Origin of the sequence: Streptomyces sp. NBC_00440 (assembly GCF_036014215.1) — a bacterium.
Taxonomy (GTDB): domain Bacteria; phylum Actinomycetota; class Actinomycetes; order Streptomycetales; family Streptomycetaceae; genus Streptomyces.
Genome location: NZ_CP107921.1, coordinates 3,573,927 through 3,588,291 on the forward strand (window position 1 = coordinate 3,573,927; position 14,365 = coordinate 3,588,291).

Annotated in this window: 18 protein-coding genes and 5 pseudogenes; 11 read left to right on the forward strand and 12 right to left on the reverse strand. The window is 69.6% G+C overall.

All coding sequences use genetic code 11. The features are described from left to right. Positions 1–24 precede the first annotated feature (24 nt). From OHB13_RS15925 to OHB13_RS15935, 3 genes are read left to right on the forward strand one after another with little or no spacing between them, the layout of a single operon-like run. Entirely contained in the window at positions 25–798 is a 774-nt protein-coding gene (locus tag OHB13_RS15925; RefSeq protein ID WP_328377564.1) for an ABC transporter ATP-binding protein, read from the forward strand. Further along, positions 795–2,102, forward strand: coding sequence for a hypothetical protein (locus tag OHB13_RS15930; RefSeq protein ID WP_328377565.1), 1,308 nt, complete (start codon positions 795–797; stop codon positions 2,100–2,102). Before OHB13_RS15925 ends, OHB13_RS15930 begins: the two co-directional genes overlap by 4 nt. Continuing rightward, on the forward strand, positions 2,099–2,695 hold the full coding sequence (locus OHB13_RS15935) for a hypothetical protein (protein WP_328377566.1): 597 nt from the start codon (positions 2,099–2,101) through the stop codon (positions 2,693–2,695). Before OHB13_RS15930 ends, OHB13_RS15935 begins: the two co-directional genes overlap by 4 nt. A 40-nt stretch (positions 2,696–2,735) precedes the next feature. On the opposite strand, the gene OHB13_RS15940 is transcribed toward OHB13_RS15935, so the two are convergent. Together OHB13_RS15940 and OHB13_RS15945 are read right to left on the reverse strand one after the other, a co-directional pair. Continuing rightward, complete coding sequence (locus OHB13_RS15940) at positions 2,736–3,161, reverse strand: DUF4267 domain-containing protein (protein ID WP_328377567.1); 426 nt, start codon at positions 3,159–3,161, stop codon at positions 2,736–2,738. A gap of 78 nt (positions 3,162–3,239) precedes the next feature. Further along, positions 3,240–3,686 carry a DUF1772 domain-containing protein gene (locus OHB13_RS15945; RefSeq protein WP_328377568.1) on the reverse strand — a complete coding sequence of 149 codons (447 nt, stop codon included), beginning with the start codon at positions 3,684–3,686 and terminating at the stop codon, positions 3,240–3,242. 90 nt (positions 3,687–3,776) lie between these two features. Here OHB13_RS15945 and OHB13_RS15950 point away from each other — a divergent pair, with 90 nt between their 5' ends. Further along, a complete protein-coding gene (locus OHB13_RS15950) occupies positions 3,777–4,355 on the forward strand; it encodes a TetR/AcrR family transcriptional regulator (RefSeq protein ID WP_328377569.1) in 579 nt (192 codons plus the stop codon). 94 nt (positions 4,356–4,449) lie between these two features. Here OHB13_RS15950 and OHB13_RS15955 read toward each other — a convergent pair whose 3' ends face one another. The 5 genes and pseudogenes from OHB13_RS15955 to OHB13_RS15975 form a co-directional block, all read right to left on the reverse strand. Then, a complete protein-coding gene (locus tag OHB13_RS15955; protein WP_328377570.1) occupies positions 4,450–4,662 on the reverse strand; it encodes a DUF397 domain-containing protein in 213 nt (70 codons plus the stop codon). Continuing rightward, a pseudogene (locus OHB13_RS15960) lies at positions 4,659–4,870 on the reverse strand (transcriptional regulator); the annotation flags it as partial. The gene OHB13_RS15955 and the pseudogene OHB13_RS15960, both read right to left, overlap by 4 nt. Positions 4,871–4,879: 9 nt before the next feature. Further along, a pseudogene (locus OHB13_RS15965) lies at positions 4,880–5,173 on the reverse strand (tetratricopeptide repeat protein); the annotation flags it as partial. Between the two features lie 24 nt (positions 5,174–5,197). Next, the gene (locus tag OHB13_RS15970; protein WP_328377571.1) at positions 5,198–5,884 is read right to left on the reverse strand and encodes a class I SAM-dependent methyltransferase; all 687 of its coding nucleotides are present in this window, start codon (positions 5,882–5,884) and stop codon (positions 5,198–5,200) included. Between the two features lie 119 nt (positions 5,885–6,003). Continuing rightward, complete coding sequence (locus OHB13_RS15975; protein WP_328377572.1) at positions 6,004–6,465, reverse strand: hypothetical protein; 462 nt, start codon at positions 6,463–6,465, stop codon at positions 6,004–6,006. A 187-nt stretch (positions 6,466–6,652) separates the two neighbouring features. Between OHB13_RS15975 and OHB13_RS15980 the strand changes: the two are divergent. Both OHB13_RS15980 and OHB13_RS15985 read left to right on the forward strand, forming a co-directional pair. Then, a pseudogene (locus tag OHB13_RS15980) lies at positions 6,653–6,820 on the forward strand (helix-turn-helix domain-containing protein); the annotation flags it as partial. A 154-nt stretch (positions 6,821–6,974) separates the two neighbouring features. After that, positions 6,975–7,946, forward strand: a complete 972-nt coding sequence (locus OHB13_RS15985) for a transcriptional regulator (protein ID WP_328377573.1) — start codon at positions 6,975–6,977, stop codon at positions 7,944–7,946. Positions 7,947–8,007: 61 nt separating this feature from the next. Here the strand turns inward: OHB13_RS15985 and OHB13_RS15990 are convergent, their stop codons facing one another. The 3 genes and pseudogenes from OHB13_RS15990 to OHB13_RS16000 form a co-directional block, all read right to left on the reverse strand. Continuing rightward, a complete protein-coding gene (locus OHB13_RS15990) occupies positions 8,008–8,214 on the reverse strand; it encodes a DUF397 domain-containing protein (protein WP_328377574.1) in 207 nt (68 codons plus the stop codon). Then, positions 8,204–8,299: pseudogene (locus OHB13_RS15995) on the reverse strand (transcriptional regulator); the annotation flags it as partial. The pseudogene OHB13_RS15995 and the gene OHB13_RS15990, both read right to left, overlap by 11 nt. 190 nt (positions 8,300–8,489) lie before the next feature. Then, entirely contained in the window at positions 8,490–9,440 is a 951-nt protein-coding gene (locus tag OHB13_RS16000; RefSeq protein ID WP_266855668.1) for an aldo/keto reductase, read from the reverse strand. A 155-nt stretch (positions 9,441–9,595) separates the two neighbouring features. Here OHB13_RS16000 and OHB13_RS16005 point away from each other — a divergent pair, with 155 nt between their 5' ends. After that, on the forward strand, positions 9,596–11,740 hold the full coding sequence (locus OHB13_RS16005) for a hypothetical protein (RefSeq protein ID WP_328377575.1): 2,145 nt from the start codon (positions 9,596–9,598) through the stop codon (positions 11,738–11,740). Between the two features lie 112 nt (positions 11,741–11,852). Here OHB13_RS16005 and OHB13_RS16010 read toward each other — a convergent pair whose 3' ends face one another. Together OHB13_RS16010 and OHB13_RS16015 are read right to left on the reverse strand one after the other, a co-directional pair. Beyond that, entirely contained in the window at positions 11,853–12,065 is a 213-nt protein-coding gene (locus tag OHB13_RS16010) for a DUF397 domain-containing protein (RefSeq protein ID WP_266855666.1), read from the reverse strand. A 5-nt stretch (positions 12,066–12,070) separates the two neighbouring features. Next, the gene (locus tag OHB13_RS16015) at positions 12,071–12,895 is read right to left on the reverse strand and encodes a helix-turn-helix domain-containing protein (RefSeq protein ID WP_328377576.1); all 825 of its coding nucleotides are present in this window, start codon (positions 12,893–12,895) and stop codon (positions 12,071–12,073) included. Between the two features lie 168 nt (positions 12,896–13,063). Here OHB13_RS16015 and OHB13_RS16020 point away from each other — a divergent pair. From OHB13_RS16020 to OHB13_RS16035, 4 genes and pseudogenes are all read left to right on the forward strand, one after another. Continuing rightward, positions 13,064–13,260 (forward strand): annotated as a pseudogene (locus OHB13_RS16020) (hypothetical protein). Next, entirely contained in the window at positions 13,257–13,415 is a 159-nt protein-coding gene (locus OHB13_RS16025) for a hypothetical protein (RefSeq protein ID WP_328377577.1), read from the forward strand. Before OHB13_RS16020 ends, OHB13_RS16025 begins: the two are co-directional and overlap by 4 nt. Beyond that, positions 13,412–13,753 carry a hypothetical protein gene (locus OHB13_RS16030; protein ID WP_328377578.1) on the forward strand — a complete coding sequence of 114 codons (342 nt, stop codon included), beginning with the start codon at positions 13,412–13,414 and terminating at the stop codon, positions 13,751–13,753. The genes OHB13_RS16025 and OHB13_RS16030 overlap by 4 nt, the downstream gene beginning before the upstream one ends. A 61-nt stretch (positions 13,754–13,814) precedes the next feature. Next, entirely contained in the window at positions 13,815–14,339 is a 525-nt protein-coding gene (locus OHB13_RS16035; RefSeq protein ID WP_266855661.1) for a GNAT family N-acetyltransferase, read from the forward strand. Positions 14,340–14,365 lie beyond the last annotated feature (26 nt).

The following is a 14,365-nucleotide window of genomic DNA, read 5'->3' on the forward strand; positions in this document are numbered from 1 at the left end:
TTGCGACAGGTGAGTGCTGCCGAAATGGCCCCCACCCTTCATCCCTGGCTCATCCACGCGGAAGAACTGCGTGTGCGGGCCGGCCGGCACCTGGCCGTCGACGGCCTCGACCTGACCCTGAAAGCCGGCGTGCACGGTCTGCTCGGCCCGAACGGTGCCGGAAAGACCACGCTGATGCGCGCGCTGTCCACCGTCGTCAAGCCCGCGGGCGGCTCCTTGACGCTGCTCGGCGCGCAGGTCGACGGCCGCGCAGACCTGCGCGCGGTACGTCGCGGACTGGGGTATCTGCCGCAGCAGTTCGGCTTCTACCCGCGGTTCACGGTCCGCGAGTTCGTCGAGTACATGGCCTGGCTCAAGGAAATGCCCAGAACCGCGGTACCCGACGCCGTGCAACGCGCGATCGAGCGGGTGGGTCTCACCAGCAAGGCCGACGTCAAGATGAAGGCGCTGTCCGGTGGCATGCTGCGCCGGGCCGGTATCGCTCAGGCCATCGTGAACGACCCCGAGCTGCTGCTGCTCGACGAGCCCACCGTCGGACTCGACCCCGAACAGCGGCTCGACTTCCGCGACTTGCTGCGTGACCTCGGCTCCGACAGCTGTGTGCTGGTCTCCACCCACCTCGTCGAGGACGTCGTCGCCGCCTGCACCGACGTCATCCTCATGAACGAAGGCCGGCTCCTCTTCCAGGGCACCCCCGACGACCTGATCGCCCGAGGCGGGCAGAACGACGCGGGCGACAGCCCGGCGGAGCGCGGTTACTCGGCGCTCCTGCGTCAGCACCGGCGGAGCAACGCATGATCCGCATCCTCGGTATCCAGCTCCGGCGGTCGGCCGCTCTCGGCGCCGCGCTCCTGATAGCCGCCACCGGCACGATCGTGCTCCACGCCACCGCGGGGCGCTGGTCCGCCGGGTGGATGGCGCTGGTCATGACGGAGCGCGAATACCTCGCGGCTCTCTCGCCCCTCGCGATGGCCGCCGGTGCCTGGCAGTCCTTTTCCGAGCACCGGGCGAACGTCGCCGAGCTGTTCGCCAGCGTGCCCCGCCCGCGAACGCGGCGCATCGTGCCGATCCTGGTCACGACCGCGCTGGCGGTTCTCGTCGCGTACCTGGTCACGCTCCTCGCGGCGGCGCCACGGATCGCCGGCACGGCGCGCTACCTGCCGCCGGCCGCCTTTGCCGTCGTGGCCGTCGGGCTGATCGCGATGATCGCCTCGGTCTGGATCGGGCTGGCCGTCGGGCGCCTGGTGCCGGCGCTCGCCACCGCACCCGCGCTGGCCGTGACCGGCTTCGCGCTGCTGGTCTTCGCGCCCCACGCCCTGCCGGACGGCGGAGACATGGCGGCGTTCTCCCCGATGGGGCGGAGCAGGTTCAGCGATTACGACACCGTCAGCGGCGGGGTCAGCGTCGCCCAGGGCCTCTGGCTGGTCGCGCTCGCGGTGGCCGGCGTCGTGCTCTTCGCCGTACGGGAACGTAAGTTCGCGTTCGCCGCGCTGTTGCCGCTGGCGATCGGGGCGACAGCCACGGCCCTGATCGTGCCGACCGGCGGTGCCTACGACCGGGGAACGCTCGACCCGGTCGCCCAGGAACTGGTGTGCACCGCGGACACCCCGCGGGTCTGCGTCAGCCGGGCGCACGAAGGTCTGCTGCCCGAGGTGGCCTCCAGAGCCCGGCACGCGTTGCGACTCCTGTCGAAGACATCGGTCGTCACGGCGCACGAGGACACCAGCACGCTCTTTCCGCCCACCTCGCCGAAGTCCAGGGCCGACACCGCGCTGATGACGATCGCGGTCGGCAAGGACGGTCACCTCGCCCACCCGGGCCGGCTCGAACCGACCCTGCTCACCGGGGTGTTCACCGGACCTCTCAGCTGCACGGACACCGGGAACTTCGAGGTCGCCACCGCTGCCGCCTACTGGCTGCTCGACCGGGAGCCGGCCGTCGGCCCCGATGGCCTCGAATTCGCCGACCCGAAGGCCGTCGAGCTCTGGAAGGGTCTGAAGGCACTGCCGCAGGCCGAGGCCGGCACCCGGGTGACCGCCGTCCACCGGGCCGCCCAGAAGTGCCAGGACACCACCAACCTCCTGACGCGGAGCGCCCGATGAGAGGGCTGACGCTCTACGTCCGCTCGCACCGGGCGCCGGCCGCACTCGGCGCGGCGGTCGCGGCCACCGCCATCGCATGGCTGCTTGCGACGGTCTTCAGCGACGCGCGCGAGGTGAGCAGCTCCGTACTCGCCCTGACGGCGCTGCTCCTCGTGGCCGTCGTCACCACGACGCTCGGCGGCCCCGACGACACCCTGGACCGCACGGCGGCGAGGCCGTGGGGGTGGCTGCGGATGTCCCACCTGACCGCGGCCCTGGGATGCATGGTCATGCTCCTGGTGGCCACGCTGCTCACCGGTACGCAGTTCGGGCCGTTCGGATGTGCCGTCCGCGACACGGCCGGCCTGCTGGGCCTGACCGCCCTGGGGGCGGCCACGACCGGCACCGCTCGGGCGTGGTTCCTGCCACTCGGGTGGACGCTCGGCGCGGCCATGTTCCCGGGCGCGGGCACTGGGGGTGAGGCACTGACCTGGCAGACACAGGCACCCGACAGCCGGCCCGCGGCCATGGTCGCGGCAGCGCTCGCCGTCGCGGGATTCGCCGCTTACGTGAGCCGGGGCCCACGCCCCCGAACGTCGTCGGAGAACGTCTGACGCTGACAGGCGGATACCGGCACACGGCAAGGTGGTGGCGTCAGGCGGGCTGCAGGGCGGGCGTTGCCGGAGCGGCCACGGCCCTGCGGGTCTCGCGCATGATCAGCAGGCCATTGACCACCATCAGTGTCGCGGTCAGGCAGTGGACGCCGAGCGCAGTGGCCACGGAGCCGTGGTGGGCCAGCACGGTGGTCATGTCGCCGTACGCGGCGAGGGACTCCACCAGCAGCGTCCAGCCCAGCGCCCGGCGGTGGCCCGTCACCAGCAGGATGCCCAGGACCAGGGCCAGGACGACGTCGCGGATTCCCTTGATGATCAGGAAGCCGCCACCGTCGCCGGCGGGCGGGCTCGGCAGGCCGAAGCCCGCCGCCGCCGTCTCCGGACTCAGGATGAACTCCGTCCCGAACCAGAGGATGAAGAGGATGAAGGCGGCGGCCAGGACGGTGTTGATCTTCTTCAGTAACACTGTTCTTCTCCTTGCGGGGCTTCGTCAGCTCGGTGAGCTTCGTGGGATTGCTGAGTCCTGTGGCACCGGCCCGCGGGCTCAGACGAGGGCGGCGACGAGCAGGGTGAAGGCGGCGATGAGGATGGCGACGCGGACATAGTGGAAGCGGTCCCAGCGGTGCATCTGCTCCTTCCAGTCCTCGGGCCGGTTCTCGGGGGTCCACGTCTTGCCCTGGTTGTTGATCGGGACGAGCAGCAGGAGCGACATGACCACGCTGACGAGCAGCAGCGCGCCGGCGGTGACGACGAGGCCGGTCCCGTGGTGGTGCCATCCGGCGATGGCCCAGACCGCGGCGAGGACGAGTGAGCCGATGTACCAGAACGGCATCACGGCGCCGAGCATCCGGCCCCCGTGGCTGCGGGCGAGCTGACCGCTGTCCTCGGGAAGTGCGTTGAAGATCGGGTTCATGACGAAGGCGACGGAGAACTCCACCCCCACCATCAGTCCGAAGGCCACGGTGGTGACGACCTGAAGCGCATCGAGCATGACGATCCCTCCGAAATCTAGCGTTGCTAGCCAATGAAGCAAGGCTAGTACTAGTGCCGATCGCTTGTCTAGCGGTGCTAGAATCGAATCATGTCGGTACAGGAACGCAAGGAGCGTGAACGGGCGGGCCGCGAGCGTCTCATCGTGGCGACGGCCCGTGAACTCGCCGAGCAGCAGGGCTGGGACGCGGTCACCACCCGCCGGCTCGCCGAGCGCATCGAGTACAGCCAGCCCGTCCTCTACAGCCACTTCCGCGGCAAACGGGAGATCATCGGCGCCGTCGCCCTTGAGGGCTCCACCGAGATGGCCGCGGCGCTGCGGGCCGCGACCTCCGCCGCGGACGGCCCCCGCGCCCGGGTCACCGCCCTCGCCCGCGCCTACCTCGACTTCGCCGCACGCAACCCGGCGGTCTACGACGCCATCTTCCAGCTCGACGGCGGCCTGGCGTTCGCACAGGAGGACACCCCGGAACCACTCAAGGACGCCTTCGCCGCGCTACTGGAGACGCTCGGCGAGGTCGCCGGGGACCACGTCCACCCGGGGCTGTTCACCGAGGTGTTCTGGGCGGCCCTGCACGGCCTTGCGACCCTGGGCCGGTCGGGACGCCTGCCCCCGGAGGACACCGAGCAGAGGGTGGAGCTGCTGGTGGACCGGCTCGCCATGGTCTGACACGCCAACCCGGCGGGCACGCAGCCGGGGCCCGCACCCCGGACGGGCACCCGCCCCGGCAGCCGCGATGCTCATTGATTCACGGGCCGGGGGTTCAGACGGTGCCGAACTCTCCGGTCTTGACGCCTGCCACGAAGGAGGCGAACGCGGTGGCGGGGATGTCCAGAACCGGACCGCTCGGGTTCTTGGAGTCACGGACGGGGACCACGCCGCGCGGGGCAACCAGGTTGGCCGCGACCTCGATGCAGGCGCCACCGTTGTTGCTGTACGAGGACTTGAACCAACGGGGGGAGAGTTCGGTGGTCACGGGGTGCCTCGTAACTGGCTGATCATGGCCACAGACGACGCCTGGGAGCGCGCTTCGGCTTGCAATTGATGGTAGGCCGTGAGCAGCGGCAGCACGAACGTACTTTCCCTTTCGAGATGCCCCCGATGCGCGGACTCGGCGTACGACACGAGTTGGCGGTCCGGCAGCGTAAGTATGTACAGGGGCAGGTGAACGGGCGGTGCTCCCCCATCTCGTACGACATCATCGCCCTGCGTACATCAACAGGCGCGTCGGTCCGAAGGAATGGCGCAACGGTATTCACGAGGAACGCTGCGGCGAGCGGCCTGGCAGTACGACCCCCGAATTGATCATCCATGGACGAGAGTTGTTCCGTCATGGCGGTGACCGTGGCCATGTCGGACATGCCTATGCGAGTCCTGGTCCCTCGCTGAGCACCTTCCATACGCCCCACCACATCAGGCCAGTCGGGCACGGTGAGGGCAACTGAGAAGAGGGCAGCATTGAGCACGCTCCGGCGGGAGGGGTCCATGTCTGTCCTTCCGAGATCAATGGCTTACTTCCGGGATGCCGTCACGAGCAGCGTGTCAGCGGTGCGCTGCCTGCCGCCGGGTGCAGGCAGCACGTCGACGGTGATGTCGGACAGCCCAGCCGCGTCGAGCAGCTTCGCCCACAGGTGTTCTTGGAGTACCCAGCGGCGCATCGTGGTCGGGGTTCCGTCCGGTGCCTTCGCCGGGATGTCGGCGTGCACGACATCTGTCTCAGCGGGCTCGCCGTTCAGGTAGTGGGCGAGGGTGGAGAAGACCAGCCGGCCGCCGGGCCGCAGCGCGGCACCCGCGACCGGCAGCAGGTCGCGCGGGTCGGTGAAGTCGACGGCCCCGAAGACGCTGTACAGCACGTCGTAGGAACCGTGCATGGTGCGCAGGTGCTCCACGACGTCGGCGTGCACCAGGTGCAGGCGCGGAGCGAGGTCGGAGTAGAGGCCGGTGGCCATGGCGTGCTGGGCGGCGGAGGCGTCGACCGCGACGACCCGGGCGGGCTGGTGACGGGCCACCAGGTGGGCGGCGTGCCGGGCGGATCCGGCGCCGAGGTCACCGACGCACCGGCCGGTCAGGTCGCCGAGGGCTTCCGAGCCAGGCCCGCCGTCCTGGCCCCAGGCCCAGTAGAAGGTCTCGGGGACGGCCTGATCGGTGGCGGCACGGGTGCGGCCGTAGTGGTGCCAGAGGTCAGCGGAGGTCGTCATCACCCGCCTCATCCTGGCCGGTGCGCGCCTGGAACGGTCCGGTTCGGCGGAATCTCACCCGTACAGGGCTTGGCGCTCCTGGCCGAGCGGCCAGGAGCGCCAAGGGAACGCGGGGCGGGTCAGTGTGAGTCGCTGCCGGGGTGGCACGGGCCGCACGGCGCGGCATCCGCCCACAGCGGCAGGTCGACCTCCCAGCCGTCGGCGGCGACCAGGTGTGCCGTCCGCATCACCGAGCCGTCCTCCTTGAAATCGACGAGCGGGATGTGGTGGAGGAAGTGCCCGCCGTTGTGCCGGTCGCACAGCTCGGCGTACGCCACGGTGTCCAGGATGATCATGTGCACACCGATGTCCACGAGGCTGCTGGGCGCCAGCCCCAGCTTCTCGCCACGGCGCTTCATCGCGGTCAGCAGGTAGGCGTAGCCCTGCCCGAGGACACGGGCGGCCATCACCGAGTCGTACGGGTAGTCACGCTGCAGGAGCGCCACCTGCTTCTCCCACAAGGCGACCGGCACGACGTCACGCACGGAGCGGACCGGGCCGGTCGCCGGGTCGGTGACCTGGGGTGCAGCTGCGGTTGCCATGATGCCTCCGGTGGTCGGCGCCCCGCGGATCGGAGCGACGCGTCCAGCACACCGCACCCACCGGCCAAGCAGTGATCAACTGGCATGCTGTGCAAGGCGTTTGCATGTCGTGCAAACGGTCTCGACGTCCCCGCCGGGTGCCCGTACCGTGAAACGCCCCCGACTGTGCAGTGTGGGAGGGGTCTTGATGCCCGTTGACCCGCTCTGGACCACTCTGAAAGTGCGCGAGCTGACCGCGCAACGGCGCCCCGGCGCGCTGATCCGGCTCGGCCGCGAGCACCGCGCGTGGACGCTTGCGGTGCTCGGGGACCGGCTTGGCTGTTCCCCGGCCACCGTCTCCCGCCTCGAACGCCGCGCTCGGGTCGTTGATCTCGCTCTGGTGCACCGCGCCGCAGAGGAAGTGGGGGTGCCCCTACACGTCCTGGTGAGTTCCCTGGCGCCGCTCCCCCCAAGAGCATCAGCGGCCACTAGAGTGACGGCCAGTCTGCGTGACGCCGAGGAGGGACCCCATGCGCCGCCGTACACTGCTCACCGCCACGGCGGCCGCCGTGCCGGCCGCCCTTCTGGTGGGGCTCGACGAAGCCCTGGCCGATACCCCCGCCCCGCCGGGTGCCGGGCCGCTCGACACCCGGCTGGCCGCAGCCCGCGCGATGTTCGACCAGGGCACCCACGGGCAGCTGCTCGCCACCCTGCCCGGCCTCATCGCCGACGCGCACTCCGCCGCCCGCTCCCGCCGCGCCCTGAACCAGGCCCGCCTGTCTTCCGTATACAGCCTCGCCTCAGCCGTACTCGTCAAGGTCGGCTCCTACGACCGCGCCCGGCTCACCGCGGACCGCGCCCGCACCTGGGCCGAGGTCTCCGGCTCACCGCTCGCCACGGCGGCAGCCGCCCGGGAGCTCGCGATCGTGCTGCGCCACCAGGACCAAGGTGCCGTCGCCCAGCGGCTGATGACGGCGGCGGCCTCCGCCGTGGAGGCCACCGGACTGCGCACGGACGCTTCTTCCGCCGCGTACGCACAGATGCTCTGCACCCTGGCCTACACCACCGCCCGGAGTGGCCAGCGCACTGAGGCCCTGGCGATGACAGAGGAGGCACGCCGCGCCGCCCGCAGGCTCCCGGCCACGGCCCCGGCCGGGCGCCTGTTCTCCATCAGCCCGCCCGCCGTTGACCTGTACGCCGTCGGCGTCCACTGGGCGCTCGGCGACGCCGGCGCCGCGCTGGAAGCCGGAAAGAACCTGCGCGCCAGTCAATTCCCGACCGCAGAGCGGAAAGCGCGCATGGGTACGGACATGGCGCGCGCCTGGTGGGCATGGAACCGTCCCGAGCAGACCGCCCGCGCACTGCTGGACGCCTACCGGGCCAGCCCCGGTGAAGTCCGGGACCGGCCCGCGATCCGCGCCATCGTCGACGACCTCGCCGACCGGCACCCGCACACCAGCGGCGTACGCGAGCTGCACACCGCTGTGGCGCAGCCCAGGTAAGAGCGTCCAAGGCGTCTGCTCGAACGCGTTCTGGCACCAAATGACCGGTAGGAGGCTCTCCCTACCTGTCGACCTCTCCGTCCTTGACGCCCGCCACGAAGGAGGCGAACGCGGTGGCGGGGATGTCCAGAACCGGACCGCTCGGGTTCTTGGAGTCACGGACGGGGACCACGCCGCGCGAGGCGATGAGGTGGGAGGCGACCTCGATGCACTGACCGCCGTTGCCGCTGTACGAGGACTTGAGCCAACGGGGAGTTTCAGTCGTCACGGGTGCCCTTTCGTAACTGGTCGATCATGGCCACGGTTGCCGCTTGGGAGACAGCTTCGGCCTGTAGCTGATGGTAGGCGGTCAGTCCCCGAGCAGGTGCGGACCCCAACTCCCGTAGAGCTTACGGAACATCACCCGGACCCGGGCGCCGAAGCGGACCGCCTGCTCACCCTGATCGTACGGGGAATCAGCCCGCGAACCTGACCGGGGACGGGGCGCTGCGTGCGGCTGCCGGCAAGGCGAGGCGGCTACCGTCAAGACACGTGCGGCTGCCGTCAGGCAGACGCGGCTTCCAGGGACCGCAGTTCGGCATCGGAGAGGCGCAGGTCAGCCAGGGCGACGAGGGCCGGCACCTGGTCCACCACCCGGGCGGAGGCGATCGGCGCGACCACTGTCGGCTGCTGGGCCAGCCAGGCCAGGGCGACGGTGGCCATCTGCGCGTCGTGCGCCGACGCGATCTCCTCCATGGCGGCGAGAACCGCGGTGCCGCGCTCGCTGTCGGCGTACCCGCCGGCCAGGCCGGGCAGGTCGCGCACGCTGTCCACCGCGCGGCCCGGCCGGTATTTCCCGGTCAGGAATCCGGAGGCGAGGGCGAAGTAGGGGACACAGGCCAGCCCCTCTCGCTGGACGATGTCCAGGCGTTCGCCCTCGTAGGTGTCGCGGGAGACAAGGTTGTACTGGGGCTGGAGCACCTGGAAGCCCGCCAGGCCCTCCCGGTGGGCGAACCGCAGCATGGCGTCCAGACGTGCCGGGCTGATGTTGGACGCCCCGAGGGCCCGCACCTTTCCGGCACGCACCAGTGCGTCGAGCGTCGTGACGATGTCCTCCACCGGCACCGACTCGTCGTCGAAGTGGACGTAGTACAGGTCGATACGGTCGGTACCCAGACGTCGCAGCGAATCCTCCGCGGCGGCCGTGACGTTGGCGGGCTTCAGTCCCTTGCGCTCCGGGTGGTCACCGACCTTCGTGGCGATGACCACGTCGTCGCGGTTGCCGCGCGCGGAGAGCCACTCGCCGATGAGGTTCTCGGACTGGCCGGGCTCGTTACCGGGAAAGTGGTACATGTACGAGTCCGCGGTGTCGATGAAATTCCCGCCCGCGGCGGCGTAGGAGTCGAGTACGGCGAACGATTGCTCCTGGTCGGCCGTCCAGCCGAATACGTTGCCGCCCAGACAGAGCGGCGCAACGGAAATCCCGGTCCGGCCAAGCTTCTTGTGATCGAACATGGCCTCATTCAACACCCGGTGCGTGAGCAGGAGAGTGAGCCTTCGCACGGAGGACCGCCTGACACAACAATCTGACACACACCTGCCGGCCACGTGGAACAGTGGATGCCTTTCATCTTTCATCCACTTTCATCCACTTTCATCCACGGGGGAGCATGAAGGGGAACAGGGAAAAGGAGAACGACGGACTTCGGCTGTCGCTGACGACCGGCATCCTGGGCACTTGCACAGCGGTGCTGGCGCTCGCGCTCGGTCTGGCGGCCATCGCCGAGGCCGTGTCCGGGAATTCGATCGTCTGGTGGCAGATCGCCGTGGCGCCGGTCGCGCTCTTCATGGCGGTCAGGGCGGAGTCGGTGTCCCGGCAGACCCTCCAGTACACCAGGCGCGTCCTGACCTCGCGTCCTTTGAAGGGCGCCGCACTGCACGAACACCTGGAGGACCACACCTATGTGCTGTATCTCCGGGCCTTCGGCCGCGACAAGGAACTGGGCACCACCCAGCCGGTGCGCGGCGTGTGGAATTGGACGCTGGCGCTGGCCGGCCTGGCGTCGGTGGACTCCCAGCGCACCTGGGAGGAACGCATCGTCCTGCCCTTCCTGCGCCTGGGCCGTGCGATCAGCGTAGGCGAGCCCGGCGAGAGGCTGCCCCGGCTCGGCGCGGCCCGCTTCTATCTCCCCCACGACAACTGGCGGGCCACCGTCTCCGAAGCGATCCGCCGGTCCCGGCTCGTCGTCATGGTGGCGTCGATCAGCCCGGACGAGTCGGCCGAAGGCACCCTGTGGGAGTACACGGAAGCGGTACGCCTGCTGCCGGCCGAGCAGCTCGTACTCATCGTTCTCGACGACCCGGACGGCTATGACCGCTTCCGGAGACTGACGGCCGCGTACGCGGACCGGCGCGCCCCCGAACTCGCGTCACAGGGCGAGCGGTTACCGCCAGTCCCGACGCTGCCCGACCACCGCGAGATCACCTGGACCACCACCCGGCCCGCCCGGTCCGCCCGGCGCTCCAGGTGTGCCCCTCTCATCGGCGCGATCGTGTTCGGGGCGGGCCGGGAGCCCGAGTTCGCCCCGCTGACCGGATCCGCACACGCGGTGGCCCGCCTCTCGCCGCGGCTGGCCGTGCGACGGGCGGTCCGCGGCTTCATCGCCCGACTCGAACTGCGCCTCCCGGGGCGGGCCGTGAGGCCCTGGGGAGTTCCCCGGCAGCTGCGCTGGATGTTCCTGGTTCTCTCGCTCTGGCTCCCGTACACGGACTTCATACGCAAGGGCAGACACGGAAGCCCCGGCACCAAGGCCGTCTTCATCGCCCTGCCCCTGCTGCTCTTCTACGGCTACGTCAAAGCACGTCTCGAATCCGGTGAACAGGAACTCGACCACGGGGTACGGATACTGCCGCCGGATGTCGCCCCGGCCGCGCCCCCGGACAAGCGGGAGAGCCGTTCCGCCCCGCAGACCGAGTCGACGCGGTCCTACGTACACCGGCAGTGGTCCCTATGGTTCTACGGAATGACGGCTCTGGCGGCCTTCACACCCCTGGGCGCAGCGCACTACGGCACCTTTATGTGGCTGTGGGCCTGCCCCGTGCTCGTGGCCCTGGGCGTGTACTGGTTCCGCGTGACCCTGCGCCGCACCACCGCCTACCGGCGCCGCCCCCGCACCCCCGAGGACATCTACTCCGAGGAGAGCGTGCTGCTCCTGCATCCCGGGACCGGCCTCCCCGGCTGGGACGAGCCAGCGCACCGGGCCGTCGAGAAATGGTTCCCGGGGTACGGGGAATTCGTCGCCGTCGGCCCGGCGGACGACCCCGCGCCCGGCAGCCGGTGGGCCCGCCTCGGCCTGCCGGCGGACGACACCCGCCCCATGGCGTCCGCCGCCTTGGTCCATGCGTGGCTGGTGATCGCGGTGGCCGTTCCGGGGGCGGAGAACATATGGCGGTTCTGCGAGGCCGTACGCCTGCGCAACCCACCGCACGTGCTGCTCCTCGTGACCGGCGATGCTGAGCAGTACCGCCGGTTCGCGGCCGAGGCCACCGCCGAGTTCCGGCGCGGGGCCGGACGCTTTCCGCGACGCGGCCCCCAGGTCCGCGGATTTCCCCGGCTACCGGACCTCCCGCGTACGGCACCCGCCGCCGACGGATCGCAGCTGTCCGCCGTGATCCGTTTCACCAAGGGCTGGGGCACACAGCTGCACACCTTCGACCCGCCGCTCCTGTTCACCGAGGCGCGGTCCTTCCGGTCACGGCAACGCGTCTGGAACGAACTCCACCCTCACATGGACAAGTTGCGCGTGCGGATGTGACGGGGCGGGGCGGGCCGGTGAGAGTCGCTGCCTGGGTGGCACGGGCCGCACTGAGCGCATGCCACCGCATGGTGGATCAGCCCTGAACCGGCACACCTCGGGCCGGGAACGCTCAGACGCCGCCGAGCTCTCCGCCCTTGACGCCTGCCACGAAGGCGGCGAACGCGCTGGCGGGAATGGACAGGACCGGGCCGCCCGGGTTCTTGGAGTCGCGGACGGGGACGATGCCGCGCAGGGCGGCGAGGTTAGGGGCGACCTCGACGCAGTTACCGCCGTTCGAGCTGTAGGACGACTTGTACCAGCGGGGCTCGTTAGTCACGGACATTCCCTTCATTCCTGCTGAATCATGGCCACAGAAGCAGCTTGGGACAGCACTTCGGCCTGTAGCTGATGGTAAGCCGTCAACATGGGTACCACCGCAGTGGTTTCTCGCTCCATATGCCCCTGAGCCTGCGATTCCGCATACGCGATGATCGATCGGTCGGCCAGGGTGAGCAGATTGACCGGCAGATTGAACGAGCGCCGCGCGCCTACGGCAAAGGGCGAAACCTGTAACACCCAGTTGGGCAGAGCAGCGACCTCGACCAGACGCTGAAGCTGAGCCTTCATGACCTCGGGGCCACCGATGGCCTGACGGATGCAGCTCTCGTCCATCACCACAAGCACCATGGGTGGCGTCGGCCTCACCAGCGCCGCTTGCCTCTCCGCGAGGAGCGACACTCGCTCATCAGCTTGTTGGGGCGTGATGGCCCCGCGTTGTACGTCACCGTTCGCCAGTGTCCTTGCGTATTCCGATGTCTGGAGCAGGCCAGGGATGAGCCCGACCTCGAACAGCCGGATCTCCACTGCGCGACCCTCGTAGCCGACGTACTCCGGAAACCCTTCCAACAGGGAGCCACGTCGCATCTCGCGCCACTCGCGCTCGAACGAGTCGGTCGATCCGGTAAGACCGAGGGCAAGGTCGACCTTGCGCGAGAAGGGAAGGGTCGGCGGCTTACGACAAGTTTCCACAGCCGAAACATGCTGGCTCGAACACTCCAGGCTCCCCGCCAGGTCTTCCTGGCTCCAGCCACGCTTCTCCCGCAACCTGCGCATACGGGCTCCGTAGGCCGCAGCGGGGCTGCTCTCGGGGTTTAACTCCTTGCGATTGACCATCCGGTCGCCTCAACTCATCCTTCGTTCCAGATTACTTGAAGGGATCCTGACTCTAGGCCACGCTGAGCCCGCTTGGTAGTGAAATGACTACGGAGAGGAGCGGTGGTGTCCGCACATAACACCCCGAATAGGCGGGAACCCTCACGCGCCCCGGATCTCGGCGCGCTCATGGTCGATACGGGGCACGGCAACCGAACCGGGGAGTTCCGGGGACTGGCCGGCCCGTACTGGTCACTGCGGCCGGTCAACGGTGGCGCCGAATGGGAGGCCGTCCCGAGCAGGTACGGACCCCGACTCGCATAGAGCTGCTGACCGCTGAGATCGCACGCATCAACGCCCGCAGCCGCAGGAGGCTGGAACCGTGACCGACCAGACCGACGACGCGTCCTGCCGGGAGTGCGAGGAGTTCGACCTCGCCGAAGCAGTCGCCAGGGCCGAGCACGACGCGAGCAGGGAGACCGACTGCCGGGTCCTGCGCAGGCGCCACCAGCAGACCGACCACGGAGGGCAGCAGGAGTGACGTACTCGCTGGTCCGGCTGGCTCTCGTCGCCGGGGCGCTCCAGGTCCTCATGCGGCGACGCCTCCCCCGCATCCTGCTCGTACTCACCCGTCAACGCCCCAAGCAGCCCGCTCTGTTCGCGGAACTTCTGCACATCGAGACGGACCTCGCGTACCGCGCACGGTTCTTCGCAGGGCTGAACGCAGCACTCGCCGAGCGGAACGCGGAACGCATCGCTGAGCTGGAAGCGCTTCGGACCGCACTCGCTCAGCTCCGTAACCCGGTCTCCCCGACAACGGCGGGCAAGGGGACATTCGGGTGCTGCACCAGCGCTTCGGGTGGTTCACCAACACCGTGAGCCCCCGCCTCCCCCGGGCTGGAACGATGGGCGGAACACGCGCACGAAGGGTCGGCATTCCATGAAGGACACGCCAGAGGGCGGCATCGCGGGCGAGGCGACCTTACTCATTCCCGCCACGGAGGAGCATCTGTCGCTGCTCGCCGAGTGGTTCGCCGACCCTGGGTTCGTCCGCAACTGGGGCGGGCGGCCTCTCACCCGCGAGGAAGTGGCCGCCAAGTACACCGGAAGGCGGCGTCCCGCTGTGGTGTCGCTGCTGGTCCTCAGGGGCGTCGATTCCGTGGGGTACGCCCAGTACGTCACCACCGGCCCTCATGAAGGCGGCATCGACATGGTGCTCCTGCCTCACGCACAGGGCCAGGGGTACGGCCCCGACGCCGCCCGCGCCCTCGTCCGGCACCTCCGTACCGTCCTGGGATGGGGCCGGGTCACCGTCGACCCCGAAGCCTCCAACCACCGAGCCATCAGGGCATGGCGCAAGGCAGGCTTTCGCCCGGTCGGCCCACGGGGCAGCCAGCTGCTGATGGAGTACAGGCCCGCACAGAACGGCCCGTTACGACCGGCCCCGGCAGATGCCTCCTGCTGAGGACGGACCGAACCTTTTCCAACCTT

Excerpts from the sequence above, each read along its gene's own strand:
- OHB13_RS15925 (WP_328377564.1), top strand. The coding sequence starts at position 25 with ATGGCCCCCACCCTTCATCCCTGGCTCATCCACGCGGAAGAACTGCGT.
- OHB13_RS15930 (WP_328377565.1), top strand. The coding sequence starts at position 795 with ATGATCCGCATCCTCGGTATCCAGCTCCGGCGGTCGGCCGCTCTCGGC.
- OHB13_RS15935 (WP_328377566.1), top strand. The coding sequence starts at position 2,099 with ATGAGAGGGCTGACGCTCTACGTCCGCTCGCACCGGGCGCCGGCCGCA.
- OHB13_RS15945 (WP_328377568.1), bottom strand. The coding sequence starts at position 3,686 with ATGCTCGATGCGCTTCAGGTCGTCACCACCGTGGCCTTCGGACTGATG.
- OHB13_RS15950 (WP_328377569.1), top strand. The coding sequence starts at position 3,777 with ATGTCGGTACAGGAACGCAAGGAGCGTGAACGGGCGGGCCGCGAGCGT.
- OHB13_RS15970 (WP_328377571.1), bottom strand. The coding sequence starts at position 5,884 with ATGACGACCTCCGCTGACCTCTGGCACCACTACGGCCGCACCCGTGCC.
- OHB13_RS15975 (WP_328377572.1), bottom strand. The coding sequence starts at position 6,465 with ATGGCAACCGCAGCTGCACCCCAGGTCACCGACCCGGCGACCGGCCCG.
- OHB13_RS15985 (WP_328377573.1), top strand. The coding sequence starts at position 6,975 with ATGCGCCGCCGTACACTGCTCACCGCCACGGCGGCCGCCGTGCCGGCC.
- OHB13_RS16000 (WP_266855668.1), bottom strand. The coding sequence starts at position 9,440 with ATGTTCGATCACAAGAAGCTTGGCCGGACCGGGATTTCCGTTGCGCCG.
- OHB13_RS16005 (WP_328377575.1), top strand. The coding sequence starts at position 9,596 with ATGAAGGGGAACAGGGAAAAGGAGAACGACGGACTTCGGCTGTCGCTG.
- OHB13_RS16010 (WP_266855666.1), bottom strand. The coding sequence starts at position 12,065 with ATGTCCGTGACTAACGAGCCCCGCTGGTACAAGTCGTCCTACAGCTCG.
- OHB13_RS16015 (WP_328377576.1), bottom strand. The coding sequence starts at position 12,895 with ATGGTCAATCGCAAGGAGTTAAACCCCGAGAGCAGCCCCGCTGCGGCC.
- OHB13_RS16035 (WP_266855661.1), top strand. The coding sequence starts at position 13,815 with ATGAAGGACACGCCAGAGGGCGGCATCGCGGGCGAGGCGACCTTACTC.